The organism is Limosilactobacillus agrestis, assembly GCF_014145585.1.
Lineage (GTDB): Bacteria > Bacillota > Bacilli > Lactobacillales > Lactobacillaceae > Limosilactobacillus > Limosilactobacillus agrestis.
Genome location: NZ_JACIVF010000003.1, coordinates 16,851 through 40,712 on the forward strand (window position 1 = coordinate 16,851; position 23,862 = coordinate 40,712).

Annotated in this window: 21 protein-coding genes; 6 read left to right on the forward strand and 15 right to left on the reverse strand. The window is 38.7% G+C overall.

Annotation, left to right across the window (positions count from 1 at the left end; translation table 11 throughout):
* Positions 1 to 74: 74 nt before the first annotated feature.
* Positions 75 to 2,171, reverse strand: a complete 2,097-nt coding sequence (locus H5R88_RS00095) for an LTA synthase family protein (RefSeq protein ID WP_182578677.1) — start codon at positions 2,169 to 2,171, stop codon at positions 75 to 77.
* Between the two features lie 210 nt (positions 2,172 to 2,381).
* Between H5R88_RS00095 and H5R88_RS00100 the strand changes: the two genes are divergently transcribed.
* Entirely contained in the window at positions 2,382 to 3,251 is an 870-nt protein-coding gene (locus H5R88_RS00100; RefSeq protein ID WP_182599975.1) for a DMT family transporter, read from the forward strand.
* 133 nt (positions 3,252 to 3,384) lie between these two features.
* On the opposite strand, the gene H5R88_RS00105 is transcribed toward H5R88_RS00100, so the two are convergent.
* The 3 genes from H5R88_RS00105 to helD form a co-directional block, all read right to left on the reverse strand.
* Positions 3,385 to 4,743, reverse strand: coding sequence for an FAD-dependent oxidoreductase (locus tag H5R88_RS00105; RefSeq protein WP_182578675.1), 1,359 nt, complete (start codon positions 4,741 to 4,743; stop codon positions 3,385 to 3,387).
* A gap of 75 nt (positions 4,744 to 4,818) precedes the next feature.
* Positions 4,819 to 6,162 carry an FAD-dependent oxidoreductase gene (locus tag H5R88_RS00110; protein WP_182578674.1) on the reverse strand — a complete coding sequence of 448 codons (1,344 nt, stop codon included), beginning with the start codon at positions 6,160 to 6,162 and terminating at the stop codon, positions 4,819 to 4,821.
* Between the two features lie 89 nt (positions 6,163 to 6,251).
* Complete coding sequence (gene helD / locus H5R88_RS00115; protein ID WP_267905357.1) at positions 6,252 to 8,561, reverse strand: RNA polymerase recycling motor HelD; 2,310 nt, start codon at positions 8,559 to 8,561, stop codon at positions 6,252 to 6,254.
* Between the two features lie 217 nt (positions 8,562 to 8,778).
* On the opposite strand from helD, the gene H5R88_RS00120 reads away from it, so the two are divergent.
* The 3 genes from H5R88_RS00120 to hflX all read left to right on the forward strand — a co-directional run bounded on the left by H5R88_RS00120 (position 8,779) and on the right by hflX (position 11,462).
* A complete protein-coding gene (locus H5R88_RS00120; RefSeq protein ID WP_182578672.1) occupies positions 8,779 to 9,429 on the forward strand; it encodes a DedA family protein in 651 nt (216 codons plus the stop codon).
* 72 nt (positions 9,430 to 9,501) lie between these two features.
* A complete protein-coding gene (locus H5R88_RS00125) occupies positions 9,502 to 10,155 on the forward strand; it encodes a histidine phosphatase family protein (RefSeq protein WP_182599976.1) in 654 nt (217 codons plus the stop codon).
* A gap of 29 nt (positions 10,156 to 10,184) precedes the next feature.
* Entirely contained in the window at positions 10,185 to 11,462 is a 1,278-nt protein-coding gene (hflX, locus tag H5R88_RS00130) for a GTPase HflX (protein WP_182599977.1), read from the forward strand.
* Positions 11,463 to 11,503: 41 nt separating this feature from the next.
* Here the strand turns inward: hflX and H5R88_RS00135 are convergent, their stop codons facing one another.
* The 5 genes from H5R88_RS00135 to H5R88_RS00155 form a co-directional block, all read right to left on the reverse strand.
* Complete coding sequence (locus H5R88_RS00135) at positions 11,504 to 11,755, reverse strand: GlsB/YeaQ/YmgE family stress response membrane protein (protein ID WP_182578669.1); 252 nt, start codon at positions 11,753 to 11,755, stop codon at positions 11,504 to 11,506.
* 2 nt (positions 11,756 to 11,757) lie between these two features.
* Entirely contained in the window at positions 11,758 to 11,943 is a 186-nt protein-coding gene (locus H5R88_RS00140; RefSeq protein WP_182599978.1) for a CsbD family protein, read from the reverse strand.
* A gap of 215 nt (positions 11,944 to 12,158) precedes the next feature.
* Complete coding sequence (locus H5R88_RS00145; RefSeq protein WP_259393950.1) at positions 12,159 to 13,151, reverse strand: D-2-hydroxyacid dehydrogenase; 993 nt, start codon at positions 13,149 to 13,151, stop codon at positions 12,159 to 12,161.
* Positions 13,152 to 13,411: 260 nt separating this feature from the next.
* Positions 13,412 to 16,279: a YhgE/Pip domain-containing protein gene (locus tag H5R88_RS00150; RefSeq protein ID WP_182599979.1), complete on the reverse strand. Its 2,868-nt coding sequence runs from the start codon at positions 16,277 to 16,279 to the stop codon at positions 13,412 to 13,414.
* A 36-nt stretch (positions 16,280 to 16,315) separates the two neighbouring features.
* Positions 16,316 to 16,852 (reverse strand): TetR/AcrR family transcriptional regulator, encoded by a 537-nt coding sequence (locus H5R88_RS00155; RefSeq protein WP_182578665.1) that lies wholly within the window; start codon positions 16,850 to 16,852, stop codon positions 16,316 to 16,318.
* 316 nt (positions 16,853 to 17,168) lie between these two features.
* Here H5R88_RS00155 and H5R88_RS00160 point away from each other — a divergent pair, with 316 nt between their 5' ends.
* Entirely contained in the window at positions 17,169 to 17,420 is a 252-nt protein-coding gene (locus H5R88_RS00160) for a PspC domain-containing protein (RefSeq protein WP_182578664.1), read from the forward strand.
* A 158-nt stretch (positions 17,421 to 17,578) separates the two neighbouring features.
* On the opposite strand, the gene H5R88_RS00165 is transcribed toward H5R88_RS00160, so the two are convergent.
* From H5R88_RS00165 to H5R88_RS00185, 5 genes are read right to left on the reverse strand one after another with little or no spacing between them, the layout of a single operon-like run.
* Positions 17,579 to 18,418, reverse strand: a complete 840-nt coding sequence (locus H5R88_RS00165; RefSeq protein ID WP_182578663.1) for a DUF6681 family protein — start codon at positions 18,416 to 18,418, stop codon at positions 17,579 to 17,581.
* Positions 18,419 to 18,436: 18 nt separating this feature from the next.
* The gene (locus H5R88_RS00170; protein WP_182578662.1) at positions 18,437 to 18,922 is read right to left on the reverse strand and encodes a hypothetical protein; all 486 of its coding nucleotides are present in this window, start codon (positions 18,920 to 18,922) and stop codon (positions 18,437 to 18,439) included.
* A gap of 59 nt (positions 18,923 to 18,981) precedes the next feature.
* Positions 18,982 to 19,419 (reverse strand): Fur family transcriptional regulator, encoded by a 438-nt coding sequence (locus H5R88_RS00175; protein ID WP_182599980.1) that lies wholly within the window; start codon positions 19,417 to 19,419, stop codon positions 18,982 to 18,984.
* A gap of 40 nt (positions 19,420 to 19,459) precedes the next feature.
* A complete protein-coding gene (locus H5R88_RS00180; protein ID WP_182599981.1) occupies positions 19,460 to 20,032 on the reverse strand; it encodes a guanylate kinase in 573 nt (190 codons plus the stop codon).
* Positions 20,033 to 20,034: 2 nt separating this feature from the next.
* A complete protein-coding gene (locus tag H5R88_RS00185) occupies positions 20,035 to 20,448 on the reverse strand; it encodes a bis(5'-nucleosyl)-tetraphosphatase (RefSeq protein ID WP_182599982.1) in 414 nt (137 codons plus the stop codon).
* A 128-nt stretch (positions 20,449 to 20,576) separates the two neighbouring features.
* Between H5R88_RS00185 and H5R88_RS00190 the strand changes: the two genes are divergently transcribed.
* On the forward strand, positions 20,577 to 21,968 hold the full coding sequence (locus H5R88_RS00190) for an APC family permease (RefSeq protein WP_182578658.1): 1,392 nt from the start codon (positions 20,577 to 20,579) through the stop codon (positions 21,966 to 21,968).
* Positions 21,969 to 22,119: 151 nt separating this feature from the next.
* Here the strand turns inward: H5R88_RS00190 and H5R88_RS00195 are convergent, their stop codons facing one another.
* Positions 22,120 to 23,727, reverse strand: coding sequence for an APC family permease (locus H5R88_RS00195; RefSeq protein ID WP_182578691.1), 1,608 nt, complete (start codon positions 23,725 to 23,727; stop codon positions 22,120 to 22,122).
* Positions 23,728 to 23,862: the final 135 nt, after the last annotated feature.

A 23,862-nucleotide genomic window follows, 5' to 3' on the forward strand; every position in this document is an offset into this window, starting at 1 on the left:
GATAATTACTGCAACGCAACTATTTGAAATAAAAATGGAGACTAGTGTTACTACTGGCCTCCATTTTCATCTTATTATGGTTTAGGGAAGTTTAATTTCGGATAATCCTTTAACTCCGGTGCATCGGTGGTGTAATCGTTGATGGTACTTTGATTATCATTTTCCGACTTTAAACTTGTCTTCTGTTTCTTTTGCTGCTTTTGTAAATTCTTCAAGCTCTTCTTAAGGTTATAAGTATATTGTTTTTTATCAACTTTCTTAAAACCTGGAAGTTTGTAGAAACGAAGCAAATCACCGTTAACCACCTTGTCTGATAGTCCAAGGTCAGTTGTAACGTATTTTTGAATCTTTTCAAATTCTTTACGTTGGGCCGCAGTTTGATGCGTAATTTGCTTACCATTCTTCGTGTAATAGTAGTCACCATTATACTTAGTGTATTTTGGTGTTACCCAATCACCATTTCTAAACGGTACAATTTGTTTATTTTCAGGTGAAAGCAAGTCTTGGCCGAATTGAATATAATTCTTAGAACTAATTCCTAGCAAGTCCTCCAGCGTAGGTAAAACATCAATTTCACCACCATAAGTATGATCAATTCCACCCTTTAGGCCAGGCATATTAATCATAAATGGTACTTTTTGGAACATTGCTAAATCATAATTAGTTACTTTCTTCTTACCTAAGATTTGAGCAATGGCTGGTTGGTGGTTGTTAGAGATTCCATAGTGGTCACCATAAAGGACTAACACACTATTCTGCCGTAACCCCGTCTTATCAAGGTAATCAAGAAATTCGCCAAGTGATTCATCTAGGTAATGAGCTGTTTGAACGTACGGATCAACAGTATCATCCCCTGTTTTCCAGGCTTCAATATCTTTATTTTGCTTATCAAGAATATATGGGTAATGATTAGTAACTGTAATGATCTTTGCGTAGAAAGGCTGCGGAAGTTGCTCGATATAGTGAGCCGATTCTTTCATAAAGATCTTATCCTTCATTCCATAGCCGGCATCATAATCCTTGGTTTTTGGATAATATTCTTTACTAAAGAAGTATTGATAACCAAAAGATTTATAAGCATTATCACGGTTCCAGAAACTAGGAACGTCCCCGTGGAACGATGCTGTAGTATAACCTAGTTTTTGATGAAGAAGTGCTGGTGCTGATTGGAAGGTATTAGTCGTCCCATCAGTAACCATTGCTGATCCTTCCGGAAGACCAAATAGCGAGTTCTCTAGCATTGTTTCCGCATCCGCAGTCTTCCCTTGACCAACTTGGTGGAAGAAGTTATCAAATGCCAGAGTATCATCGGCATGGTACAACTTATTCAAGTTTGGCATTACTTCTTGACCATCCTGCTTATAGTCGATCATGAACTGCTGGAGACTTTCAAGGTGAATAATAAAAATATTCTTTCCCTTAGCCTTACCATAATATTCAACATTTGGCGCAGCATAATTACTATGAATGAAATGCAAAACCGGTTTTAATTCATCACGGTTAGCACGCGCTTTTACTACACTGTTATTAGTTGTCTTAACTCCATCATAAATTGTATATGCTTCGAGTCCCAGATACTTAACAATATAGTTATTATCAAAAGTTCGCGTAAGCAATTGTGAACGATCACTTTCTGCCATTCCTAAGTTAGCTCCAAATAGAACAAAGCCAAGGGCAGTAATTGTCATCGCGTATCTAATCTTAAACCGTCGCATGTCAACACGGACAAAGTGGAAAAGTAAGATAAGTGCTAAAATGACAACATCCAAGTAAACTAAAAAGTCTTCGGGACGTAATATTCCCATTAAACTTTTACCAAGATTATTTGAAGCCGCTCCAGATCCTTTTATTACGTTAAAGGTAATAAAATCTGAAAATTCTCGATAGTACAAAATATTTGCAAAAAGCCATGTTGATAATGCTGCATTAATTATCAACATCATCCAATAGGACAAGCGTCCCCGGAAATATAATGCAATTCCCAAAAATACAAGGGCACTTGGAATCGTATTAAATGCTAAAAGGAACTGTTGCATACTTCCTTTTACACCTAAATTAAATTCATTTTGATAAGCCCAATAGCTCTTTAAACAAAATAAAAGTACAACAAGCAGAAAAAAACCGAGCTTGGTATTCAAGACACGGCGGAGCTTCTGCAACGCTGTTTTCATAGTCGTTCCTCCATAAAAAAATATCATCATTAACAATAATACACTAACTGGCTAACCGCAACCGTACAATCTTATTTTTCCAAAAAGTTAAAAATTCTGTCACTTTTTTGTCGTAGTTGAGCTTTTACAGACAGATCTTAAATGTTATGATTGAGTATCATCAATTAACAGAAGGGACTGAGCACCATTTCAAAGAAAAAAGCAAATTTAATGCTACTGCTAGTTGCTATTTTATGGGGAAGCAGTTACGTATTTGCCAAACTAACGATTCAAGCCGGAATGCATTCTGGAGTCATCAATGCTTGCCGGGGAACGATGTGTGTAATTGCCGGCTATATTATCTTTCACAAACAAATCAACCAAATGACCTGGCAAGATTTTAAGCTCGGGGCCATTATGGGAACAATTAATTTCCTTGGTTATTTTTTGCAGACTGATGCGCTTCGCTACACTACCCCGGCTAAAAATGCCTTCCTGACGACCTTATATGTTGCAATTACTCCTTTAATCTTGTGGTTGTTTTGGCATGAGCGTCCCCAGCAGAAGACGTATTTTGCGGTTGCCCTCGCTATTATTGGGATGGCAGTCATCACTAATGTTGCTAATACCGGTCTACAATTAAATTTTGGTGACTTTCTAACCGTTGTTTCTGCCGTTTTTTGGGCCTTACAACTAATCTTCTTTGGAAAGTACGCGCCGAAAGTTTCCAGTCCCTGGGTGGTAATCTTTATGATTGGTTTATGTCAAGGTACGTTCGGCTGGATTACGACTGGATTATTTGAACGAACCAACCTGACACAAATCCATTGGGTTCAAGCTTTGATTCCCTTAGCTATTTTAGCTATTGTCGTAACTTTCTTAGCGCAAGGAATGCAAATTACAGCCCAACAATATACCGATGCAACATCAGCGGGCTTATTATTGATGCTGGAATCATTTTTCGCCAGTACCATGTCAGTCATCATGGGTTATGATCCCCTTACACCTCAACTAATTTGGGGTGGTTTGATCCTACTTCTTGCCAACGCAATTATGCAAGTTAATTTTCAAGATGTGCCATTTTTAAGAAAGCAACATTAAATACAGCGAGAGGCTGAGAGAAAACAAATGTTTTCTCTCAGCCTCAACTGCTTTCACTAACAATAGTAAGATAACATGGGGCCAGCTTTGCATCATCACAAAGCAGTTATTTTCCCACACTCTCTTCCACTTTCTATTTATTTACTTGCTTATCTTCTTTTGCAACCGCTGCTTGGGCAAGCAAGTTGACATAGTTAAATGGCCGATCAAAGTTTGGTTGGAATAACGTATCAACATAAGCAAGAAAATCAATTGAATTACGATTTTGAATACATACAGACACAAGGTTAGCAGACTGAGAAACATCATGCTTACTCATAAATTGTGCTCCAAGGATCCGCCGGGTACCCTTTTCCCATACTAGGGTCATAAAGACTGGCGTAGTCGTAGGCATAAATTCTGGACGGTAATTATCCTCAATCGTGACTGAATCGGCATCAATTCCCATCTCTTTTGCTCGCCGTAATGTTAAACCAGTACATACCATGGTATTGCCAAACAAGTGTAAACCAGTTGTTGATTGGGTTCCCATGTACTTCATCGTATTACCAAAAACATTAACCCCCGCAATCGTTCCTTGACGAACAGCATTAGTAGCTAATGGCACGTAACGGTCAGTATTAGTTGGGTTAAAGTGGACAGAGGTTACATCCCCACCGGCATAGATATCAGGATTAGATGTTTGCATATATGCATTAGTTTTAATCGTACCATCAGGATGAAGTTCAATTTTCCCACGAACCAGGTCACTGTTTGGGCGGAACCCAACACAAAGAACCGCCATGTCAGCATCATAAACTTTACCATTATTGGTAATAACCTTAACACCGCCATTACCATCATCTTCAAATCCAGTAACTCGTTGCTGTAATTCAAGATGGGCGTTGTGGTCCTTAAAAATTCGACCAATTCGTTCGGAATACTGCTTATCAAAATACTTGAGCAACATTTGATCCGAGCTATCAATTAATGTTACTTCACGTCCCTGACGAAGATACGCTTCTACTAATTCAACACCGATATATCCACCACCAACGACGACAATCTTTTTTGAATCCTTGGCAACATTAAAAAGTTTCTTAGCGTGGTAATAAGTTTTACACAAGTATAAATTCTTATTTTCCAATCCAGAAACAGGTGGAATAACTGGCCATGATCCAGTTGTAACAATTAATTTATCATAATAATCTGCCGTTAATTCACCAGTTTCTTGGTTTTCAACTTCAATTGTCTTTGTATTAGGATCAACACTTAAGACATTATGCTTAACTTTAACAGTGGCCCCCATTTCTTCTAGTTGCTTAGGGCTAGAGTAAAACATTGCATCTGGATCTCCAACTTCACCACTCAAATAAACGGCAATTCCACAAGAAAGGAAAGAAACATTATCATTTCGTTCATAAATTACTACTTCGGTATCCGGATGCGCGTTTAAAATCTGGGTTGCTGCTATCGTGCCCGCGTGCGTACAGCCAACAATAACTACTTTCATATCTACACCTCATTTTATCAGGGTAAGCTTTTTACTCCCATAATCAATTAGCTAGCTACCTATTATTTTAACAGATTATTCAGTCCCTGCTTTAGCCATTGCTGCTTGTCCCAAAATATTAACGTAATTGAAAGGACGATCAAAGTTAGGCTGAAACATAGTATCATACATTCCAAGGAACTCAATTGTATTTTTGTTCTGAATACATAACGAAATTAGACTTAAGGTTTCTGAAATATCGTGCTTACTCATCAGCTGTGCACCCAAAATCTGTTGAGTATTCTTATCCCAAATCAACGACATCAGGACAGGCGTAGTCGTTGGCATAAATTCCGGACGATAATTATCCTCAATTGTCACAACATCAGCATCAAAGCCAGCTGCCTGCGCCCTTTCAAAGGTTAACCCTAAGGAAGCCATATACGTTCCATCAAGGTTCAGACTCATACTAAGTTGCGTTCCTGAATCTTTCACCTGTCCCCCATTGACATTCTGGGCAACAATTGCCGCTTGACGAACGGCTTCAGTCGGCTGAGGCTGATAAATATCCTCATTAGTAGGATTATAGTGAATCGTCGTTGACCCACCAATCGCATATATTGCAGGATCAGATGTTTGGATAAACTCATTGACCGCAATTACCCCATTTTCATCCATATCCACTACACCATTAAGAATCGATGTATCTGGCTTTTGACCAGCAGCAACAATTGCTCGACTAACGCTATATGAGCCACCATCAGTAACAACCGTAATGCCAACCCCATTATCATCTAATTCAGTCACATGTTCAGCAGTAACGACTTTAATATTATCTGCCGTTAAAATATCAAGGGCTCGTTTAGAATACTCTTCTTCAAAATTATGGTGCAAAACTGGCTCACCATTTGTAAAAAGAGTCACTTCTTTCCCTTTTTGCCGATATGCATCAACTAATCCTAAACTAAGGGGATCATTCCCGATCACAGCAATTCGTTGGTCAAGGGTAGAGAGCAAAAGGGCGGCTTTGGCATCTTGTGGATCCTTTATTAAGGTTACATTGCTACTGTCAATTCCTTTTAAGGTTGGTGCTTCACTTTTTGAGTCGGTAGCAATAATCAATTTGTCGTAATGCTCTTCTGAAGTAGCATCATCTAACATCTTCATAACTTTAACCAATTTTTGCTCTGGATCAATATTCATTACAAGAGAGCCCATTTTTATGTCAGCACCCATAAGGGATAATTGATCCGCGCTTAATTCAGTTCGTAGACAAGGTTGTTCCGCTCCTTGGTCAGCATAATCATTGATATCATACGTTATTGAGGGAACGACTGCATTGCGGTCATAAATTGTAACCTCTGTCTCTGGATGACTTCTTAAAATCTGTGACGCGGCTGTCATCCCCGCAAAGGTACAACCGATAATAATAACCCTCATATGAACTACTCCTCATCGAACTTATTCTTCACTTTTTTATACATAATTAAATTATAAATCTAATATGATAAAGTGCAATATTACTCTTACTATTTATTATCAACATTAACCTTTTCATATTCATCTGTCGGTACTTGGTCTAGCAAACTAGTTATTCTGCCAACCGACACTAAGCTTAATTCATGCATTGCTCGAGAACAGATTGTATAGAGTAATTGCCGCTCATCATTCCCGTGATATTGCTGAGCATTAGTATTCCAAACAATCACTGCATCAAATTCTAATCCCTTTGCCAAATACGACGGTACAACAATTGGTCCCTTTACTAACCGTTGATTTTCTGTCCGAATAAGGGTGGCCTTGACGTTGTTAGCATTTAACTTTTGAAATAATTTTTCACTATCTTTGAGATCTTTACCAATAATTGCAACGGCATCATGGTCATTCTGATACTTATTAAGGATATTAGTAACTGTCGCCACCCCTTCTTGCTCATCCTTAGTTTGATAAACTAGGGGCTTATTACCTTCTCGCTCAAATGCCTCAATTGCTTCCCCGTCAATTAAAATATGTTTAGTAAAATCTGTAATTTGTTTTGTGGACCGATAAGACTTAGTTAATTGAACAACCTTCGTCTTTTCAGGATCAAACATTGTTCCTAATTGTTTTAATAATGACCGGCTATTTTCGTGAGTAAAAATTGCCTGGTTAAGGTCTCCTAACAGGGTAAACTTGGCACGTGGAAAACGATACTTAAGGTAAGCTAACTGATAAGCATCATAATCCTGAACCTCATCAACAAAAACATAGCGGATATCACGTTGACCACGTTTTCCAGTAATTAAATCGTATAGGTACAGGTAGATAGTGATTCCGTTAGCACTGATATTCCCCTTCTTTAATTCTTCTTTGACCCCATCAACATAATTTTTCCACTGTTCGGTAGAGATCCCATATTCAGTAATATTGACAAGCTTAGGCGTTACCCGGAGAAGATGTAAAAATTGCCCATTGATATTAAGCCATTGATTATGATCAATCGCCTTTTTTATTGGCATAAATGCCCGCATAACTATTTGACGCGCAAGAAACTTGTATTCTTTATCTTCATCCTCAAATTCACGTGGTTGATTATTGAATAGATTATCGATTTCTTCTTTGCTTAGGCTTTGAATTTCATCTTCTACCCATTTATTGCGCATTTCAGTGCTTACACGGTGATTAAGGTATTTGATCAATTCTTCCTTGGTCCCATCCAGTCTATTTCCCAGGTTATAGTTATTGTTAAATGAGTAGTAAATTTCCTTAATCTTTTCTTTGCTCAAAAAGACTTTACCATTAAACATAAGATTGCGGAAACGCATATTAGCATGTCCAAGATGGTTGGCATAACGCTCTGTTGCTTTGAAATATTGCAAGCTAGTTAATAGTTGTTGCGCATTCTTGGCCGTTTCATCTTGATGACTTTCAAATCGTTGTTCTAGGTTCTGGACATGCAGCTTTGGTACCCGCCGATTAGCAAACTGGAAGTAAGTCATCTGGACCATATTATGCTCACCCAATTCTGGTAAAACCTGGTCAATGTAATCATTAAATAATTGGTTAGGCGAAAACAAAACAACTTGCGAAGATGTCAAATTACCACGATAACGATAAAGAAGCCAAGCAACACGCTGCAGAACCGCAGCCGTCTTTCCTGATCCAGCAGCCCCCTGAACAAATAACAATTCATTTTTCGTATCACGAATAATCTCATTTTGTTTTCGCTGAATTGTCGTCACAATACTCTTCATCTTGGTACTTGAATGGTTGCCAAGAGCATCAAGAAGCATCTGGTCCCCCACTTGTTCATCGGTATCAAAGATCGTTACAATTACCCCATCTTTAATTTGGAATTGACGCTTAAGGGTAAGTTCAACTTCTTGCTCGCCCACTGGGGTCTGATATTTGACTCTTCCAAGTTTTCCTTCATAGTAAACAGACGAAATCGGTGCTCGCCAGTCATAGACAAGAAAGTGATCTGGCTTATCGGTAAAGGAAGCGAGCCCGATATATACACTTTCAGATTCGCTGGCCCCTTTTTCACGAAAATCAATTCGCGCAAAGTAAGGTTTCTTTTCAAGTCGCTGTAAAGTTGCGAGCCGATCCGCAGCATGTTGCCAACTATTTTGCCGTTCATCTAACATCTGTTGTTGAGCACGAAAAGACATGGCTGTATCCATCATGCCTGAATAAGTAGTAGTGTTTAAGTGAATATCATCAATTTGCTTATTAATCCCCTTAATATCATGCTGAGCCGTTTTAATCTTTTTTTCGGCTTTTTGTTCGGCCTGTTTTACTTTATCAATCACATTATTAAGGTACTTCTGCTCTAATTCTTTTTCATTTTCTGTAGACATTCTATACTCCCTACCTTTCATCTTCAGGTCGACCTATTTACTAATTTTTCTTGAAATCATCAAATTATTATATCATTTTCGTTAATTAGTCTGTTAACTTTCCGCCCGCTATTTTCAAATTATTAAATGTCGCTTAATTTTAATCCTAAGATCATCAAAATAATTAAAATGACGCTACAATATATTGAAGCCATAGTACAAAAGGAGGAAAGCAACAATGAGCCATATCTTTTATATCCTAACTCATATTGCTGAAACGATCATTCCAATGTTTGAGTGGATGGGCGCTTGGAGCTATATTCTCCTTTTTATCCTAATTTTTATGGAAACTGGATTAGTGATCTTCCCCTGGCTTCCTGGTGAATCACTCGTCTTTTTAACTTGTTCTTTTATTGCCTTTAACCCCATCCTAAAAATGGAAATCGTTATTCCCGTTTTCTTTTTTGCTGCGCTAAGCGGTGATACGGTTAATTATTATATTGGTCATTCCCTCTCGCATTGGCAGTGGCTCAAAAAAAGAATGGTCGGTCCCCGTTTTGAGCAAGCTCAAAAATTTTTGAACCATCATGGAATCAAAGCTGTTGCGTTAGGACGATTTGTGCCGCTTATCCGAACATTCGTCCCCCTAATTGCTGGAACAATGCAGTTTCCTTTTCATCGTTTCACAGTCGGTAATATTATTGGTGTTACATTATGGGTAGCGATTGGCGCTGGATGCGGTTATTACTTTGGAACAATTCCATTTGTCCGGGAGCACTTCTCACTTATCATCTTAGTATTTGTTGGGGGTTCACTGTTAGGAGTGGGCCTATTGGCACTTATCAAAACGATTCGTCAACGAATTATTAAACGAAACCGAATGCTATAATTGCTTTTTCTTCAGCAAAATCATGTTAAAATATAATAAGTATTTTATTTCGCTTAAAGGAGTGCTGTAACTATGGCAATCAACGTTTATTTTGTACGCCACGGACAAACCTATCTTAATCTCTACAATCGGATGCAAGGTTGGGCTGATGGTCCGCTAACGCCAAAGGGTGAAGAAGACGCCAAACGAGTAGGACGGGCGCTTGCTCCTATTCAATTTGATTATGTATTTTGCAGCGACCTCGCACGAACAGTTTCAACTACCCGTTTCTTGCTTGCTGAACATCCGGGCAACAACCCTAAGCCAATCCCAGAGCCAGCATTTCGTGAAGAATTTTTTGGCTACTTTGAAGGAGAAGATGGCCAACATTTTGCTGACTTTCTTGGTGGGCCAGAGGGTTATCATAGTTTTGCAGAAATGGTTGCCGGTTGGGGACCAGACAAATTAAAAGATAAGATTGCAGCAGCGGATAATTATGGTACTGCTGAAGACCACGTTGCTTTCTGGAAACGGGTTGATAAAGGCTTTGATCGCTTACGGGCATTGCCAGATGGATCAGAAGTACTAGTAGTTTCACATGGAGCCACTATTCGCTCAATCGTCCAACGGTATTCTGACGCTTACGATCCGGGTGACTCACCACGTAACGGAAGCATCACTAAGCTAACTTTAGATAAAGATAATACTACTGTCGATTTTTACAACAAACTTGAATTACCAGAATAATATCCATAAAGGGGGAACACTATTCTTCAATGGAGACTAACATACAAACTGTAGAACCAGTAATTATAGCTGGCTTAAATACCGGGCAAGAAGACTTTGACTACTCAATGGTTGAACTTGCTGAATTAGCACAAGCAAATCACATGGAAGTTATTGATCGGATTGATCAAGTCATCGATCGTCCTAATCCTGCTACTTACTTTGGAAAAGGAAAAGTAGAAGAAATTCGCGATGTGGCTGATGCTAATCACATTCCTACTATTATTACTAATGATGAACTATCACCAAGCCAATTACGTAACCTTGAAGAAGGAACTGGATGTCGTATCCTAGACCGAACTGCTCTTATTTTAGAGATTTTCGCCACCCGTGCTCAATCTAAAGAAGCCAAACTCCAAGTACAAATTGCTGAACTTCAATACCGCTTGCCACGCTTGCAAACTAGTGCAAGCGAGCGTTTAGATCAGCAAACTGGTGGAGGGAGTGGCTTTACTAACCGGGGTGCTGGGGAAACCAAACTTGAAATGGATCGGCGAACAATCCAACATCAAATTTCTCACCTTCGTCAAGAATTAGCAGACATTGATAAGTCCGAACAGACAAAACGAAAGCAAAGGGCAAAAAGTGCTATCCCAACAGCGGCCCTCGTTGGTTACACTAATGCTGGTAAATCAACTATTATGAATGGCCTTGTAAGAAGGTATGGAGCTGCTGAAGAAAAAACCGTTTTTGAAAAGAATATGTTATTCGCCACCCTTGATACAAGTGTCCGACAACTAACGCTTCCCGATCAAAAACGGTTTTTACTAAGTGATACGGTTGGATTTGTTAGTAAGTTACCTACTCACCTTGTTGAATCATTTAAGTCCACACTTGCAGAAGCCGCTAATGCCGACTTACTAATCCAAGTTATTGATTATTCTGATCCACATTACAAGGAAATGATGGAAACAACTAACGAAACCTTGAAACAAATTGGGATTACTGATATTCCAATGATCAATGTATTTAATAAGGCAGATAAAACTGAGATTGAATTTCCTATTCTCGAAGGTGACGATCAAGTTGTTATTTCAGCTAAACAGGATGCTTCATTAGACCTTCTTGTTGATGTTATTAAGAAACACTTATTTAAAGACTATGTCACCACTACTCTTTTAATTCCATTTACTGATGGTCATGTTGTTTCTTACCTTAATGAACATACTAATATTTTAGAGACGAAGTATGAAAGCAATGGAACATTATTAACAGTCGAAATGTCAGTTCAAGATTATCAACGGTTGGGAAAATACGAAAAAAATTAACAAAAAGCAGCGACTAAAATAGTCGCTGCTTTTTGTATTATCTATCTCTCTGCCTTTACCCCGAAAATCAAAGAGACGATCATTACTAAGATCACTGCTCCAATAATCGATGGAACAATTGCCATTCCGGCCACTTGTGGTCCCCATGCCCCTAATACTGCTTCACCGATTGACGATCCTACTAGTCCAGCTACAATATTACTGATAACACCCATTGATCCACCACGACGGGTTAATGCACCAGCAACAAGGCCGATTAATCCACCAACAATTAAAACCCAAATCCAATACATAATCATCCCTCCTTATTATCTTTCAACGTTTCTTTAAGGTCAGTTGCCTTATCCTTAGCTTTCTGTAATTTTCCTTCAGTTTCGCGGGCCTTATCGTTAGTTATTTTACCTTCAACTTCTTTTAATTTACCCACTAATTTATCTTTGATTCCATGTTTATCGCTAGCCAATATCATCAGTCCTTTCATCTATCTTTGGCTACTAGTGGCTGACAACAATTTATTGCTTTCGCTCCCTTCTGTAGTGACTAGTGTTTTTCGATAATTTAATTCTAACAGTTATCTCATAAGAAAGCGATATCTTAGTTGCTTGTTTACGTTTTCTTTAATAATTTTATTTATATCTTAATCAAAAAGAAACTTTACCGTCAAAAATTGGTAGAGTTTCTCTTGCTTAAAATCAATTACATTCTAATTTCATTACGTGAATGTTTTCCTTCTAGGATAGTCACCGCATCATTCAAACTAATCTCAACCATATTGCGAATAGATGTTTCAGTTAGAAATGCAACATGGGGAGTAACAAGAACATTGGGCATTGCCACTAACTTCTTATAATCATCTGGAATTTGATCTGGGGTAACTTTCTTACTAAAGAAAGAAGTTTCATCAGCTAATGTATCTAATCCAGCACCTGCAATTTCTTTATTCTCCAAAGCAAAAATTAAGTCTGCAGTATTTACCAGTTTTCCCCGAGCCATGTTAATCAAGTAGGCACTGTCTTTCATCATCCTAAATTGTGGTGCTGCAATCATATTTTCCGTACTTGGTAATAACGGTGTATGTAATGATAAAATATCCGCATTCTTAACAACGGTATCAAAATCCGTATATTCAACGTATGGTTCATATTCAACATTTGATGATGGATCATAAGCAAGAACTTTTGCTCCTAATGCTTTATAAATCTGAGCGGTGGCCCCGCCAATATTACCAAGACCAACAATTCCCACAGTTAAATTATAAATTTCATTACTAATTAGGTCATCACTCCATCGAAAGTCACCATGACTCATTCGTTGTTCAAATTCGCCAATCCGCCGCAATAAGTACATTGCCTGTGCAACACCCATTTCCGCAATTGCCCGTGGTGAATAAACAGGGACATTAGTTACAATAATGCCATTTTCTTTACATGCATCTAAATCAAAAATATCAATACCAACCATTCGAGCGGCTAATTGCTTTATTCCCATGGCTGCTAATTGCTCATATAGTTTTTTATCCCCCAATTTAGTTGTCTGTTGAAGAGATACCCCATCATATCCTTCTGCAAGCTTAACTGTATCAGCATTTAACGGTTTAGTAACCATCTTGACGTCATTACCTGTCTTCTTTGCCCATGCTTCAACATAAGGCTTTTCAGCGTCACGAACGCTATACATAATTAATTTCATCAGTTTTCCCATTCCTTTCATAAAAACTGCTTACATTAATAGCTTAGCACTCTCTTAATTAATCATCATTAATTTCAGGATGATATAAGTCCAGTTCCTTTCACAAAAGACAAATAGTGCAGTACAACAATGGCCTCCAACGCTCGATAAAAAGCCGAGCATTGGAGGCCTATTGTTGCTTGCGAGAGTTCCCAGAGACTAGCTTTGCGTCGAAAAACGAAGTCACAACTAACTTCTGTCGCTCTCGCTGTTATTTTTAATTATTGTTCACCGTTATCTCCTTGGTTTGGGCGACGTTCTTGAAGGTGCATACCGTCATAATCGCCTTCCGGTCCAAGCAGTTCTTGATTATTATCCAATTCGGATCGGCCGGCATAATGATGATGTTGCAGCCAAATCATACCGACTAATAACAATGCATAGAAGACAATTGCGATTACGATAAGAACCGTATTACAGAACATCGTGTAATGTGCTCCCAAACCACCAGAAATTGAATCACGGAGTCCTAAGATTGAGTAAGTCATAGGTAAGTACCAGTGAATTACGTTATAGAACTTCATTGTAATTTCCATTGGGAAGGTACCACCAGATCCACCTAATTGAAGCATCAAGAGGACCATGGCAAAGAATCGACCTGGGTTATCAAAGAGCATTGAAAGGAACATAACAATTGCCATTGAAGCTAACCCGAAGCATATCGTCGTCACAAAGAATGAGACCGGGTGAATAACTGTAAGTCCACAAGCCATCATAATTGCGTCTTCTGCGATCGCCATTGCGGTTACCACAAGTGAGCCAACTGTTACCTTACTTGCCCACCAAGCAATTGGAGCTTTACCAAATTCAGCAATCCGGCGAATTGGGTAAACAAAGTTAAATACAAGTGCCCCAACATAGATTGCTAATGATAGAACGTATGGTGCTAAGGCATGACCATAGTTTGGTACATAACTGTAATCTGTATGCTTAAGAGCGGTTGGTTCTGCAAACATCTTGGCAGTCCGTGGTGAAGTCTTAATACCATTGATTTGCTTTGCACCACCTGCAAGAGATGTAGCCAGTTGAGAAGCACCAGCATTCAACCGTGCAATCCCTGAAATAAGAGCAGGAGAATTATCTTGAAGTTGTTGAGTTCCAGCAGCCAATTGGTTTACACCAGCAACCAACGCAGGAACTTGACCGTTTAGTTGACCAAGTGCTCCAGCTAATTGAGCTGCCCCAGAATTTAGGGCCCCACTATTAGCATTAAGTTGGGCAATTCCGCTACCTAATTGACCAACACCGGCTGTATATTGACCGATTCCACTAGCCAATTGACCGGCACCGGCTCCAGCTTGGGCTACACCAGCTGTGTATTGACCGATTCCGCTAGCTAGTTTATTGGCACCGGCTCCCGCTTGAGCGACACCAGCTGTGTATTGACCAATTCCTGAATTAAGCGTACCAGCACCGGCAGCAGCACTATCAACACCATTAGTGTATTGATTTACACCACTATTAAGCGTGCTTGCTCCAGAAGAAATCTGACTTGTTGCTTGTTTAAGTTGATCAACAGCACCTGGCATTGCAGCTAGGGTCCCTTTGTAACCATTTAAGGTTGCTAATAATGAGTTAGCTTGACGAATAGTTCCATCTGCATTATCCAACACAGCGGACATTTGCGAAAGTTGACCCAATTGTCGCTGCATGCCACTCAAGCTTCCCTGAAGGTTACTCAATTGGCCAAGCGTGCCACTTAATCCTTGAATAGTAGAAACATTAGCACTAGCTTTTTGTGCAATTTGTTGAGCAGCCTGCTTAGATTGTTCACTGGCTTTATCATCACTAAGAATTTGTTGTGCTAATCCAGCAATTTGACCATCGTTAGTTGCAACACCCTTAAGCTTGTCACCAGCACCAGCAGCACCAGATAATGCTCCCGAAGCTTGTTGAAGACTAGTGGCACTACTTTGAACGCCAGCAAGCGCACTCTTGGCAGTTGCCAAACCGGTCTGAAGTTGACCTAATCCTTGCTGAAGATTTTGCGCTTGATCCATGGCACCCATAATACCGTTAAAGTTAATATTTCCTAATTGACTGTTAACGGTTGAATTTAGCTGGTTAGCACCAGATGCCAATTGACCGGAACCGTTTCTTAAGTCCGTCGAATTACCACTTAACGTATTCAAACCAACACTTAATTTGTTAGCACCGGAACTCAACGTACCAGAGTTAGCCATTAACGTATTTAATCCCGCATTCAACTGACTAGCGCCGGAATTTAACGCACCAGAATTAGCCATCAAAGTACCTAATCCACTACTTAACTGGTTAGCACCAGAATTTAATGCACCAGAATTAGCTATTAATTGACCAACGCCACTGCCAAGGAGACTAACACCACCAGTATATTGCATGATACCATTTGCCAAGGTTTGGCTCCCGGTAGCAAGTTGTTGAGCCCCAGAAGCTAATGGTGCAACACTAACACGCAAGGTTTGAACCCCGTCATTTACTTGGGAAACCCCTGCCACATAGCGATTTACACCATCACTTAAGGTCACCATTCCAGTACCAATTTGTTGGGCACCATCAGCAGCCTTGTCCATCCCTTTGCCTACAACATGTAATTGTTTAAACATTACCGTTGCATACGCATTAGTAACCTGGGCACGAATTTTTTCATTTAGTCGTGTCATCCCAGTTTGAACAATTACCTGACCAATGAAGTTTAAAGAACCATTAGTTTGGTAATGTAACTTCATCGTCTTAGGATGCTTTTGTAAAACAGTCGTTGCATTTTCAGAAAAATCTTTAGGAATCGTAACAACAGCATAGTACTTACGATGACTCATACCATACTTTGCTTCTTTAGCTGATACGAATTCCCATTTTAATTGATGATTTTTCTTCAATTCATCAACGGTCTGTTTCCCGACATCCATTTTCCGGCCTTGATATTCAACCGGAATGTCCTTATTTACCACCGCAACCGGTAAGTTTCGTGTACTTCCATACGGGTCCCATACGGATTTTAAGAAGAAAATACTATATAGGAAAGGTATAAAGCAAATAACCGTCACTGATAAAAGTAGTAGACGGTTATGAATAATATGACGAAATTCGCCTTTAATCATGCTCCACATTTAATACTTCACCTCAAAATTTATCCTTTCGTAATTTTAGTTTGTTAATGATTTAGTAGCTGCTCTTGCGAACTTAATGACGTCTTCAGTTGGCACATCATAGTTATTACCTTGCCACCAATAAAAAGTCCCGATAATAGCCCCACTCAATACATAAGCAAGCATCTCAGGATTATCAGACTTTTGCAACGCTATTACAATCGGATCATTAGTTTCAAGATTACGCCGCTCTAAAAGAACCTGACTTAGAATATTTAAAATTTCGGTATACAAAGAGCTTCGTGCACTATTAGGTGCTAAATGACGGATAACATCTTTATTTTTATCAATGTATGATAATAATTGCTTAATAATGTCATCTTCAGAATCTGTATTCTCCGTCAATTTATTAATTTGTGCATTTAACGTTTGCTCTAAGAGGTCGTACTTATCACTAAAATAGCGGTAAAAACTACTCCGGTGCATTAACGCTTCTTTACAAATTTGATCAACAGTCAAACTTTCAAAAGCATTTTTCTCTAACAACGTTATCAATGCATTCTCAAAGTCACGAATAGTTCTCGTAACACGCATAACTCTTCCCTCCCCAAATAATACAAATTTAACATGATTATTCTAACTTGTTGCAATTCAGTACAACAGGGGTAATTAAAGATGATCATTTCACAATAAGACAAAAACAGGATTTTGTTCGCAAAAAAACTTCTATCTGTATCTTAATCAAACGAAAACTATCATATGCTCCTAGATTTAAATAGTCAAACGCGTCGGTAACAAGTTTATCTATCTTTTAAAAGTCAACGTATTAAATAATTATTAACTTTCCAAATTTTCTTTCTAAAATACGGTATAATAAAGATACTAAAGTTATACGATTGGAGGCTTCGTAATGGCAAAACCTAAAAAATATTTAACTAAATCCAAAGATAAAGTATTTCTTGGTGTCTTTGGAGGTATCGCTGATTACTTTGGACTTGACGAAACTCTCGTTCGGGTAATTGGAATCCTTATCTTCGTCTTTACCGGCTTTTTTCCACTAGGAGTCTTCTACCTCTTAGCCGCCCTCGTAATACCTGAATATAATGGTAATAAGACTAATAATGATGATAATATCGTCAACGGTGAATTCAGAGAAAAATAATATTGATTGCGAAAAAAGAAACTCTGAAATAAAGCGGGTTACATTCATAGGCTCGAACAACATAGTACAACAATGAGGCTGGGAGAAAGCAAAAGTTTTCTCCCAGCCTCATTGTTATTTGCGGGGGCGCCGAGTAACTAACTTCACGTTCCCCTTCATTAAGCGTTATTTCGTTGTTTATATGCTACTTGAACTTGGAGTCCATAGTCTTCTTCCGTCAAGATTGTTGAACCACTTCGGCCAGCAATCTTATTCGGACCACCAGTAACAACCACCGTTGCCAAATATAATTGATACTTATCATGAGCAGTATGGACATCAGTTAGGCCGATTTTTGTAATATGACCAACCGCGCGCCGTTCCATTTGGTTTATACCAATATATATTTCAAGGCGATGACGCAATTCATCATGAACTAACTCAAAGTATGGTGGAACAGATTGTGAATTCAGGGCAGTAACTGGCTTGTCAGTTGCCTGATATTGTTCGACGATCTCTTTTTCACTCAAGCCATTATAGCCATTAACAAATACGCCTTCCATCAATAATTGATCAACAACACGCTGTAAATTATGTTGCTCATATTCATCAATCGCTACTACTGCTGGTATCACGTCTGCATTATCAAATAAGCCATTTGACCGGTTTGCTAATTCTGCTGCTAACCGTTGTTGTGCATTGAGTGGGATCTTAATATTACCATCATCAAATTTTTGACCAGTAATCTTAGCTAGACGAGGTGAAACAAAATCAAATTTTGAGGTTTTCTCAAGAAAATAAAAGACAAAATTAAGATAAATAAAATATGTTAATGCGATTACTGCTAAACAGTATAGCAATCCCCGTAACCAAACATGATTCATAAAGAGTCTGAAAGTAACGTAAATTAAATAAATATCACCTAAGGAGGCAATAATAATATAAATACGACTCTTTAATTTTGCATCAAGATTAAAATAACTCAATGACGAGTTAATCATATCAAGAAAACTAAACATTAATAACCCACCTCCTTATTATTCAGTCGTAGTTGTTCCGGTAGTATTACCACCGGTCGTATTTTGTGTTGTTGCATTATTGTTAGTTGTTGTACCGGTCGATTGTGATGTACTATTTCGATTAGCACTCGAACTTTCATTTGTATTTGCTGATCGATTAGTTGATGTATCGGTATCAGTGCCTCCTGCTGGCCGTGTAGTCTGATTTGCGTCTCCAGTATTCCCAGTACTGCCCGTTATATTGTTGCTATTACTTGTCCGGGTAGTTGAAGAACTACTTGCACTTTCATTATTATCATCACGATTACTTTGTGAAGTCTTACTTGATTGATCGCTTTCGTCATCATTTGATTGCCGAAACTGGCGACTTGTTGATACTGATGTTACTTTTGCACCTTCAGAAGTATTTGTTGCTTTATTAACCACTACATTGGTGGCACCCAACGCAAGTACTAATGATACAAGTGCAAATGGGGTTACTAACGGCGGTATCTTTGCTCCCATATCTCATTCTCCTTTTCCAGAGTATATAATACACGAAAACTGGCCCGATAAATATGAATTTATTGTAAATATTTTTTCTGACATTGGGCACATATTCCGTGTAATTCAAATCGATGCCCAGTGATTTTAACTCCAGGCAACTGTTTTTCAAAAAATTTCTTATCAATTGGTGGCATTTGAATCTCTTGAACTCGTCCACAAACATCACAAATAAAATGATGATGATGAGTAGAATCGCATGAATATTTAACCTGCATCTGATCACGATGTTGACGCAATTCAACAATGCCCAGTTTCTCAAATTCCTTAAAATTTCGGTAGATAGTATCGTGGCTTAATCCAGGGAATTGTTCTCGAAGATATTGGTCAACTTCTATAATATTAAAGTAACGATCAGGATGACGTGCAACTGATTCAATCATCATTTTACGTTGCTTGGTCCACCGTAAATGATGAGCTTTAATAATGGTCTGTGCTTGATCAATTAATTTCTCCAATATCTTCCCCTCCTGATTAAAAGTGTTATTGTATCATATTTTAATTCTTTTTGGATAATATTTGCCTAACAATTATATCTATTTGTTGTTTAGTATTTTCCCACTGATCATTAATCACGACATGGGCAATCCCTTTTAAAGCAGGTGGCAGGGCCAGATCGCGATGGTACTCTTTGCTATGTAAACGGGAATGAATCGCACTCAACTGATCACCCCGCAGTACCATTCGCTTAGCTAAAGAGGCAATATGAGTAACGGTCAGGAAAATAATCACTGCTTGGGCACCAAGTTGTTGATGGTAAGTAATCGCGCCAGCTGTATCAAGAACGATCACGTCATTTTTCCCTTGTTTCCATCCTTCTTCTAAGCCTTCTAATGAAGAACCATATTGAAATTGATCATAAGTTACTTGCTCAAGTAAATGGAGTTTTTTCAAAGAAGTCGGTGTTTCAAAATGATAGTCTACCCCATCTTGTTCTCCTGGACGCGGTAGCCTAGTCGTATGGGTGATTACCCGGTGCATATCATAATGATTTTGAAGATAGTTAGCGACAGTTGTTTTGCCTGATCCAGCTGCTCCGGTCACAATAAATACATACTTATTATTTTTCATAATTACTTATTTAAATGATCGTTAACTTGATCCAATAACTCTTTTAAATTCTCATATGTTAGACGTTCGCGAGCATCTTGGTAATTAAACCATCCGCAATTCTTAATCTCTTCTGCTTGTAAGTGAATATCTTCCTTATTATCTAACTTGGCAGTATAAAGCGTCATCTGTTTCCGATTGCCATTTGGTAAATCATATTCGGTATAAACCTTGAAGCTCGTATCAATTGGTAATTCTAATTGTGTTTCCTCTCTTATTTCACGACTCGCTGTTTCTTCTAGTGATTCATTGCCTTCAACGTGACCTTTCGGGAATCCCCAAAAGTGTCCCTTGTTCTGACTTTCTAAGAGCAAATACTCAATTCCATTTTCGTCTTGACGATATACAACTGCTCCACTAGTAACTTCAATTGCCATTTTTATCCCTCTTTCGTAATTAAATTTCTCTAATTTACTTTTAATATTAACTAAGGTATCATTATTAATTATAAACGTGACGAACCCTTTCGGCACGTACAATTTATTATAGCAAAGGTGGGTTAAAGATGAGCTTAAACATTATGCGAAAAGAAAGTCTTGATCGGTATCTTGGTGAAGACAAACTTTTCGTTAAATCAATGAACGCTCGTGATCTCATGGCAATTGGGATTGGTACTGTTATCGGTACTGGGATTTTCATTCTCCCAGGGACAATTGCCGCAAATTCAGCTGGACCAGGAGTGTCATTGTCATTTCTGTTCTCAGCGATTGTCTGTGCGCTAGCCGCAATGTGTTATGCTGAGTTTGCTTCTGCATTACCAGTTGCTGGGAGTGCATACTCGTACGGAAATGTAGTGTTTGGTGAATTCCTTGGCTGGTTGCTTGGCTGGGCATTAGTTCTTGAATACATGTTAGCCGTCGCATCTGTTTCAACAGGGTGGGCTGCTTACTTCAATACATTGCTTGAAGGAGTTGGTATTCACCTTCCTAAACCACTATCAGGTCCCTTTGATCCAGCTCATGGTACCTACATAAACATCGTGGCAGTTGTAATTGTTCTTTTAATTACAGTAATGCTTTCACGGGGGATGCAATCCTCACTGCGCATCAATAATATTGCTGTTTTCCTTAAAATTGCAATTATCTTGATCTTTATTATTGTTGGTTTCTTCTTCATTAAGCCTCAAAATTACCACCCATTCCTCCCATACCACATGAAGGGAGTTATTCACGGGGCAACAATCGGCTTCTTTGCTTACCTTGGTTTCGACTGTGTTTCCAGTTCAGCAGCCGAAGTTAAGAATCCTAAGAGAAATATGCCACTGGGAATTATCGGAACACTTGCGGTTGCAACAATCTTATATACTGGTGTTGCCGTAGTCCTAACTGGAATGGTTAAGTACACCAAGCTTGATGTTGCTAATCCAGTGGCGTTTGCCTTACAGATGGTTCATCAAGACTGGTTGGCAGAATTATTATCAATTGGGGCTTTGATCGGAATGTTCACAATGATGGTTTCGATGATTTATGCTAGTTCACGTTTAATTTATGCAATTGGTCGTGACGGTTTACTTCCTTCATTTTTAGGAAAGCTTGATAAAAAGAGTCATACTCCACAAGTAGCATTATGGATTGTTACAATCATTATCGCCATCATGGGAGGACTTATTTCCCTTGATCAACTTACAAGTTTAGTTAACATTGGAACTTTGTTTGCCTTCATGCTTGTTTCATTTGGGATTATTCCTCTTCGCAAGCGCAAGGATATTGGTAATCGCGGTGGCTTTAAGGTTCCCCTCTATCCTGTTCTACCAATTCTTTCAGGTCTGGCCTGCCTTGGTATGATGACCCAATTGCAAAAAGAAACTTACATTGGTGCAGCGATTTGGTTTGGGATCGGAATTATCATTTACTTCACTTACGGCTACTGGCACAGTAAGTTAGCCGTAAGTAAATAGTCACTAACATAAAGAAAAGAGTGGGAAACGACTTTCTCAACTAGGCAATTCACTAAGCTAGTTCCACGTTATCCTGCTATTGCTCGTAAAAGCAGTTGAGGCTGAGAAAAAACTTTTTGTTTTCTCTCAGCCTCTTTAGTTATTTTTACAATCATTCATCTATTTTTACTTTAGCATTAATCTTATCAGCCATTGGCAAGTCAGGACTATTTAACATTTTACTATTAATTCCCCACCGATAGAACAAGTAACTAACCATAATGATTACAACAAAATCCCACGGGTAAGGGAGATAATTTTGTCCTTTAAACCCAGCACTACCAATATATGACATGATTGAAATAAAAATCAGGTAAACAATCATCCAACTACTACTTTTTAGCTGTTGCTTAATTGTGGTCCGACCATTCTTATAGTCATAATAAATATAAATTGGCAAGCCAATAATTATGACCCCAATCACTTCTACAGTTGTCGGCCACATTGCCCAATAAATTGCTAAACTAGCCAGAATAAAGGCCAATGGTGCAATAACTGGCAATAATTTAGACTTAACTGGTCGCCGATAGTGCGGACGCAATTGCCGCATTGAGACAGCAGTTACTGGTCCCGTTAAATACGCAATTAGGGTTGCTGTGGAAATAACACTTGCTAAGACCGACCAATCGCGAAAAATTGTAACTAATAGGGACCCAATTACCAAGTTAGTAACATAAGCTAACCGAGGATTACCATAGATACCATCCGTTTTTCCAAGCCACTTTGGAATATGACGATTTAAGGTCATTGCCGCTAAGGTCCGACCAGAAGTAGCAACAAACGAAACTCCTGTCCCAAATGGCGAAACAAAGGCATCTAAATACAAGAGGACGGCTAGCCAATACATACCGACCATAATTGCTAAATCAGCAAATGGGGAATTAAAATTTAATCCCTGCCAACCATCCTTAGCCAAGGTTCCTGGTTCAATAGCACCGATAAAGGCTACTTGAAGAAGAATATAGATAACTGCCGCAATGGTTAATGAAATAATTATTCCCCGGAAAATATTTTTCTGAGGGTTAGTGATCTCGCCACCAATATTAATGATCGTCTGAAAAGCATTGTAGGAGAAAATAATCCCAGAAATAGTAGTGGCTTCAAAAATTGCACTAGTTCCATTAGGCATAAAAGTATGGATTGAATTTCCAAAATTAGCGGGATGGAAACTGCTGCAGATCAATAAGACAATCGTTAATAGCGGCATCCCTAACTTAAAAATTGAAATAAAGTTAGTAAATTTAGTCATCAATTCTACTGACCAGAAATTTAATAGGGTAAAGATAAGCATGAATAGAAAAACAACCCACAATCCCTTTGTACTAATATGACCATTAACCATAAAGTTATTAGTCCAATTAGCCCATTTCCACGGCCATGAACTCATATACTGAACGGCGGCCACCGCCTCAATAGGAATAATTGCCACTAAAGAAACCCAGTTGGCCCACGCTGCAATAAACCCTAAGAGTGGTCCGTGACTATATTGGGCATAACGGCTCATTCCGCCACTTTCTGGTAGCATGACCCCTAACTCCACATAGTTGGCCGCAATTAGCCCCATAATAATAGCCCCAACAATCCACGAAATAATGGCCGCTGGTCCAGCAGTTGCGGCAGCTTCACTAGCACCGAATAGCCAACCAGAACCAATTAACGAACTGATTGCAAGCATTGTGGCAGAAAATAATGTAATCTTTTTTGATTTTGTTTGCAAAATTTCACCTCAAAATTTTAGGTTTCATTTTATGCAAATAGTGCCTAGCCGGTACCAGACAAAAATATTTAACCGATTTAATCTCTTAATTGTGTTCCAAACAATTAATGTCTACTTACACAAAAATTCAATTGTCAT

Coding starts and splice junctions, on each gene's coding strand:
- H5R88_RS00095 (WP_182578677.1), bottom strand. CDS start 2,171: ATGAAAACAGCGTTGCAGAAGCTCCGCCGTGTCTTGAATACCAAGCTC.
- H5R88_RS00100 (WP_182599975.1), top strand. CDS start 2,382: ATGCTACTGCTAGTTGCTATTTTATGGGGAAGCAGTTACGTATTTGCC.
- H5R88_RS00105 (WP_182578675.1), bottom strand. CDS start 4,743: ATGAAAGTAGTTATTGTTGGCTGTACGCACGCGGGCACGATAGCAGCA.
- H5R88_RS00110 (WP_182578674.1), bottom strand. CDS start 6,162: ATGAGGGTTATTATTATCGGTTGTACCTTTGCGGGGATGACAGCCGCG.
- helD (WP_267905357.1), bottom strand. CDS start 8,561: ATGTCTACAGAAAATGAAAAAGAATTAGAGCAGAAGTACCTTAATAAT.
- H5R88_RS00120 (WP_182578672.1), top strand. CDS start 8,779: ATGAGCCATATCTTTTATATCCTAACTCATATTGCTGAAACGATCATT.
- H5R88_RS00125 (WP_182599976.1), top strand. CDS start 9,502: ATGGCAATCAACGTTTATTTTGTACGCCACGGACAAACCTATCTTAAT.
- hflX (WP_182599977.1), top strand. CDS start 10,185: ATGGAGACTAACATACAAACTGTAGAACCAGTAATTATAGCTGGCTTA.
- H5R88_RS00135 (WP_182578669.1), bottom strand. CDS start 11,755: ATGTATTGGATTTGGGTTTTAATTGTTGGTGGATTAATCGGCCTTGTT.
- H5R88_RS00140 (WP_182599978.1), bottom strand. CDS start 11,943: ATGAAAGGACTGATGATATTGGCTAGCGATAAACATGGAATCAAAGAT.
- H5R88_RS00145 (WP_259393950.1), bottom strand. CDS start 13,151: ATGAAATTAATTATGTATAGCGTTCGTGACGCTGAAAAGCCTTATGTT.
- H5R88_RS00150 (WP_182599979.1), bottom strand. CDS start 16,279: ATGTGGAGCATGATTAAAGGCGAATTTCGTCATATTATTCATAACCGT.
- H5R88_RS00155 (WP_182578665.1), bottom strand. CDS start 16,852: ATGCGTGTTACGAGAACTATTCGTGACTTTGAGAATGCATTGATAACG.
- H5R88_RS00160 (WP_182578664.1), top strand. CDS start 17,169: ATGGCAAAACCTAAAAAATATTTAACTAAATCCAAAGATAAAGTATTT.
- H5R88_RS00165 (WP_182578663.1), bottom strand. CDS start 18,418: ATGTTTAGTTTTCTTGATATGATTAACTCGTCATTGAGTTATTTTAAT.
- H5R88_RS00170 (WP_182578662.1), bottom strand. CDS start 18,922: ATGGGAGCAAAGATACCGCCGTTAGTAACCCCATTTGCACTTGTATCA.
- H5R88_RS00180 (WP_182599981.1), bottom strand. CDS start 20,032: ATGAAAAATAATAAGTATGTATTTATTGTGACCGGAGCAGCTGGATCA.
- H5R88_RS00185 (WP_182599982.1), bottom strand. CDS start 20,448: ATGGCAATTGAAGTTACTAGTGGAGCAGTTGTATATCGTCAAGACGAA.
- H5R88_RS00190 (WP_182578658.1), top strand. CDS start 20,577: ATGAGCTTAAACATTATGCGAAAAGAAAGTCTTGATCGGTATCTTGGT.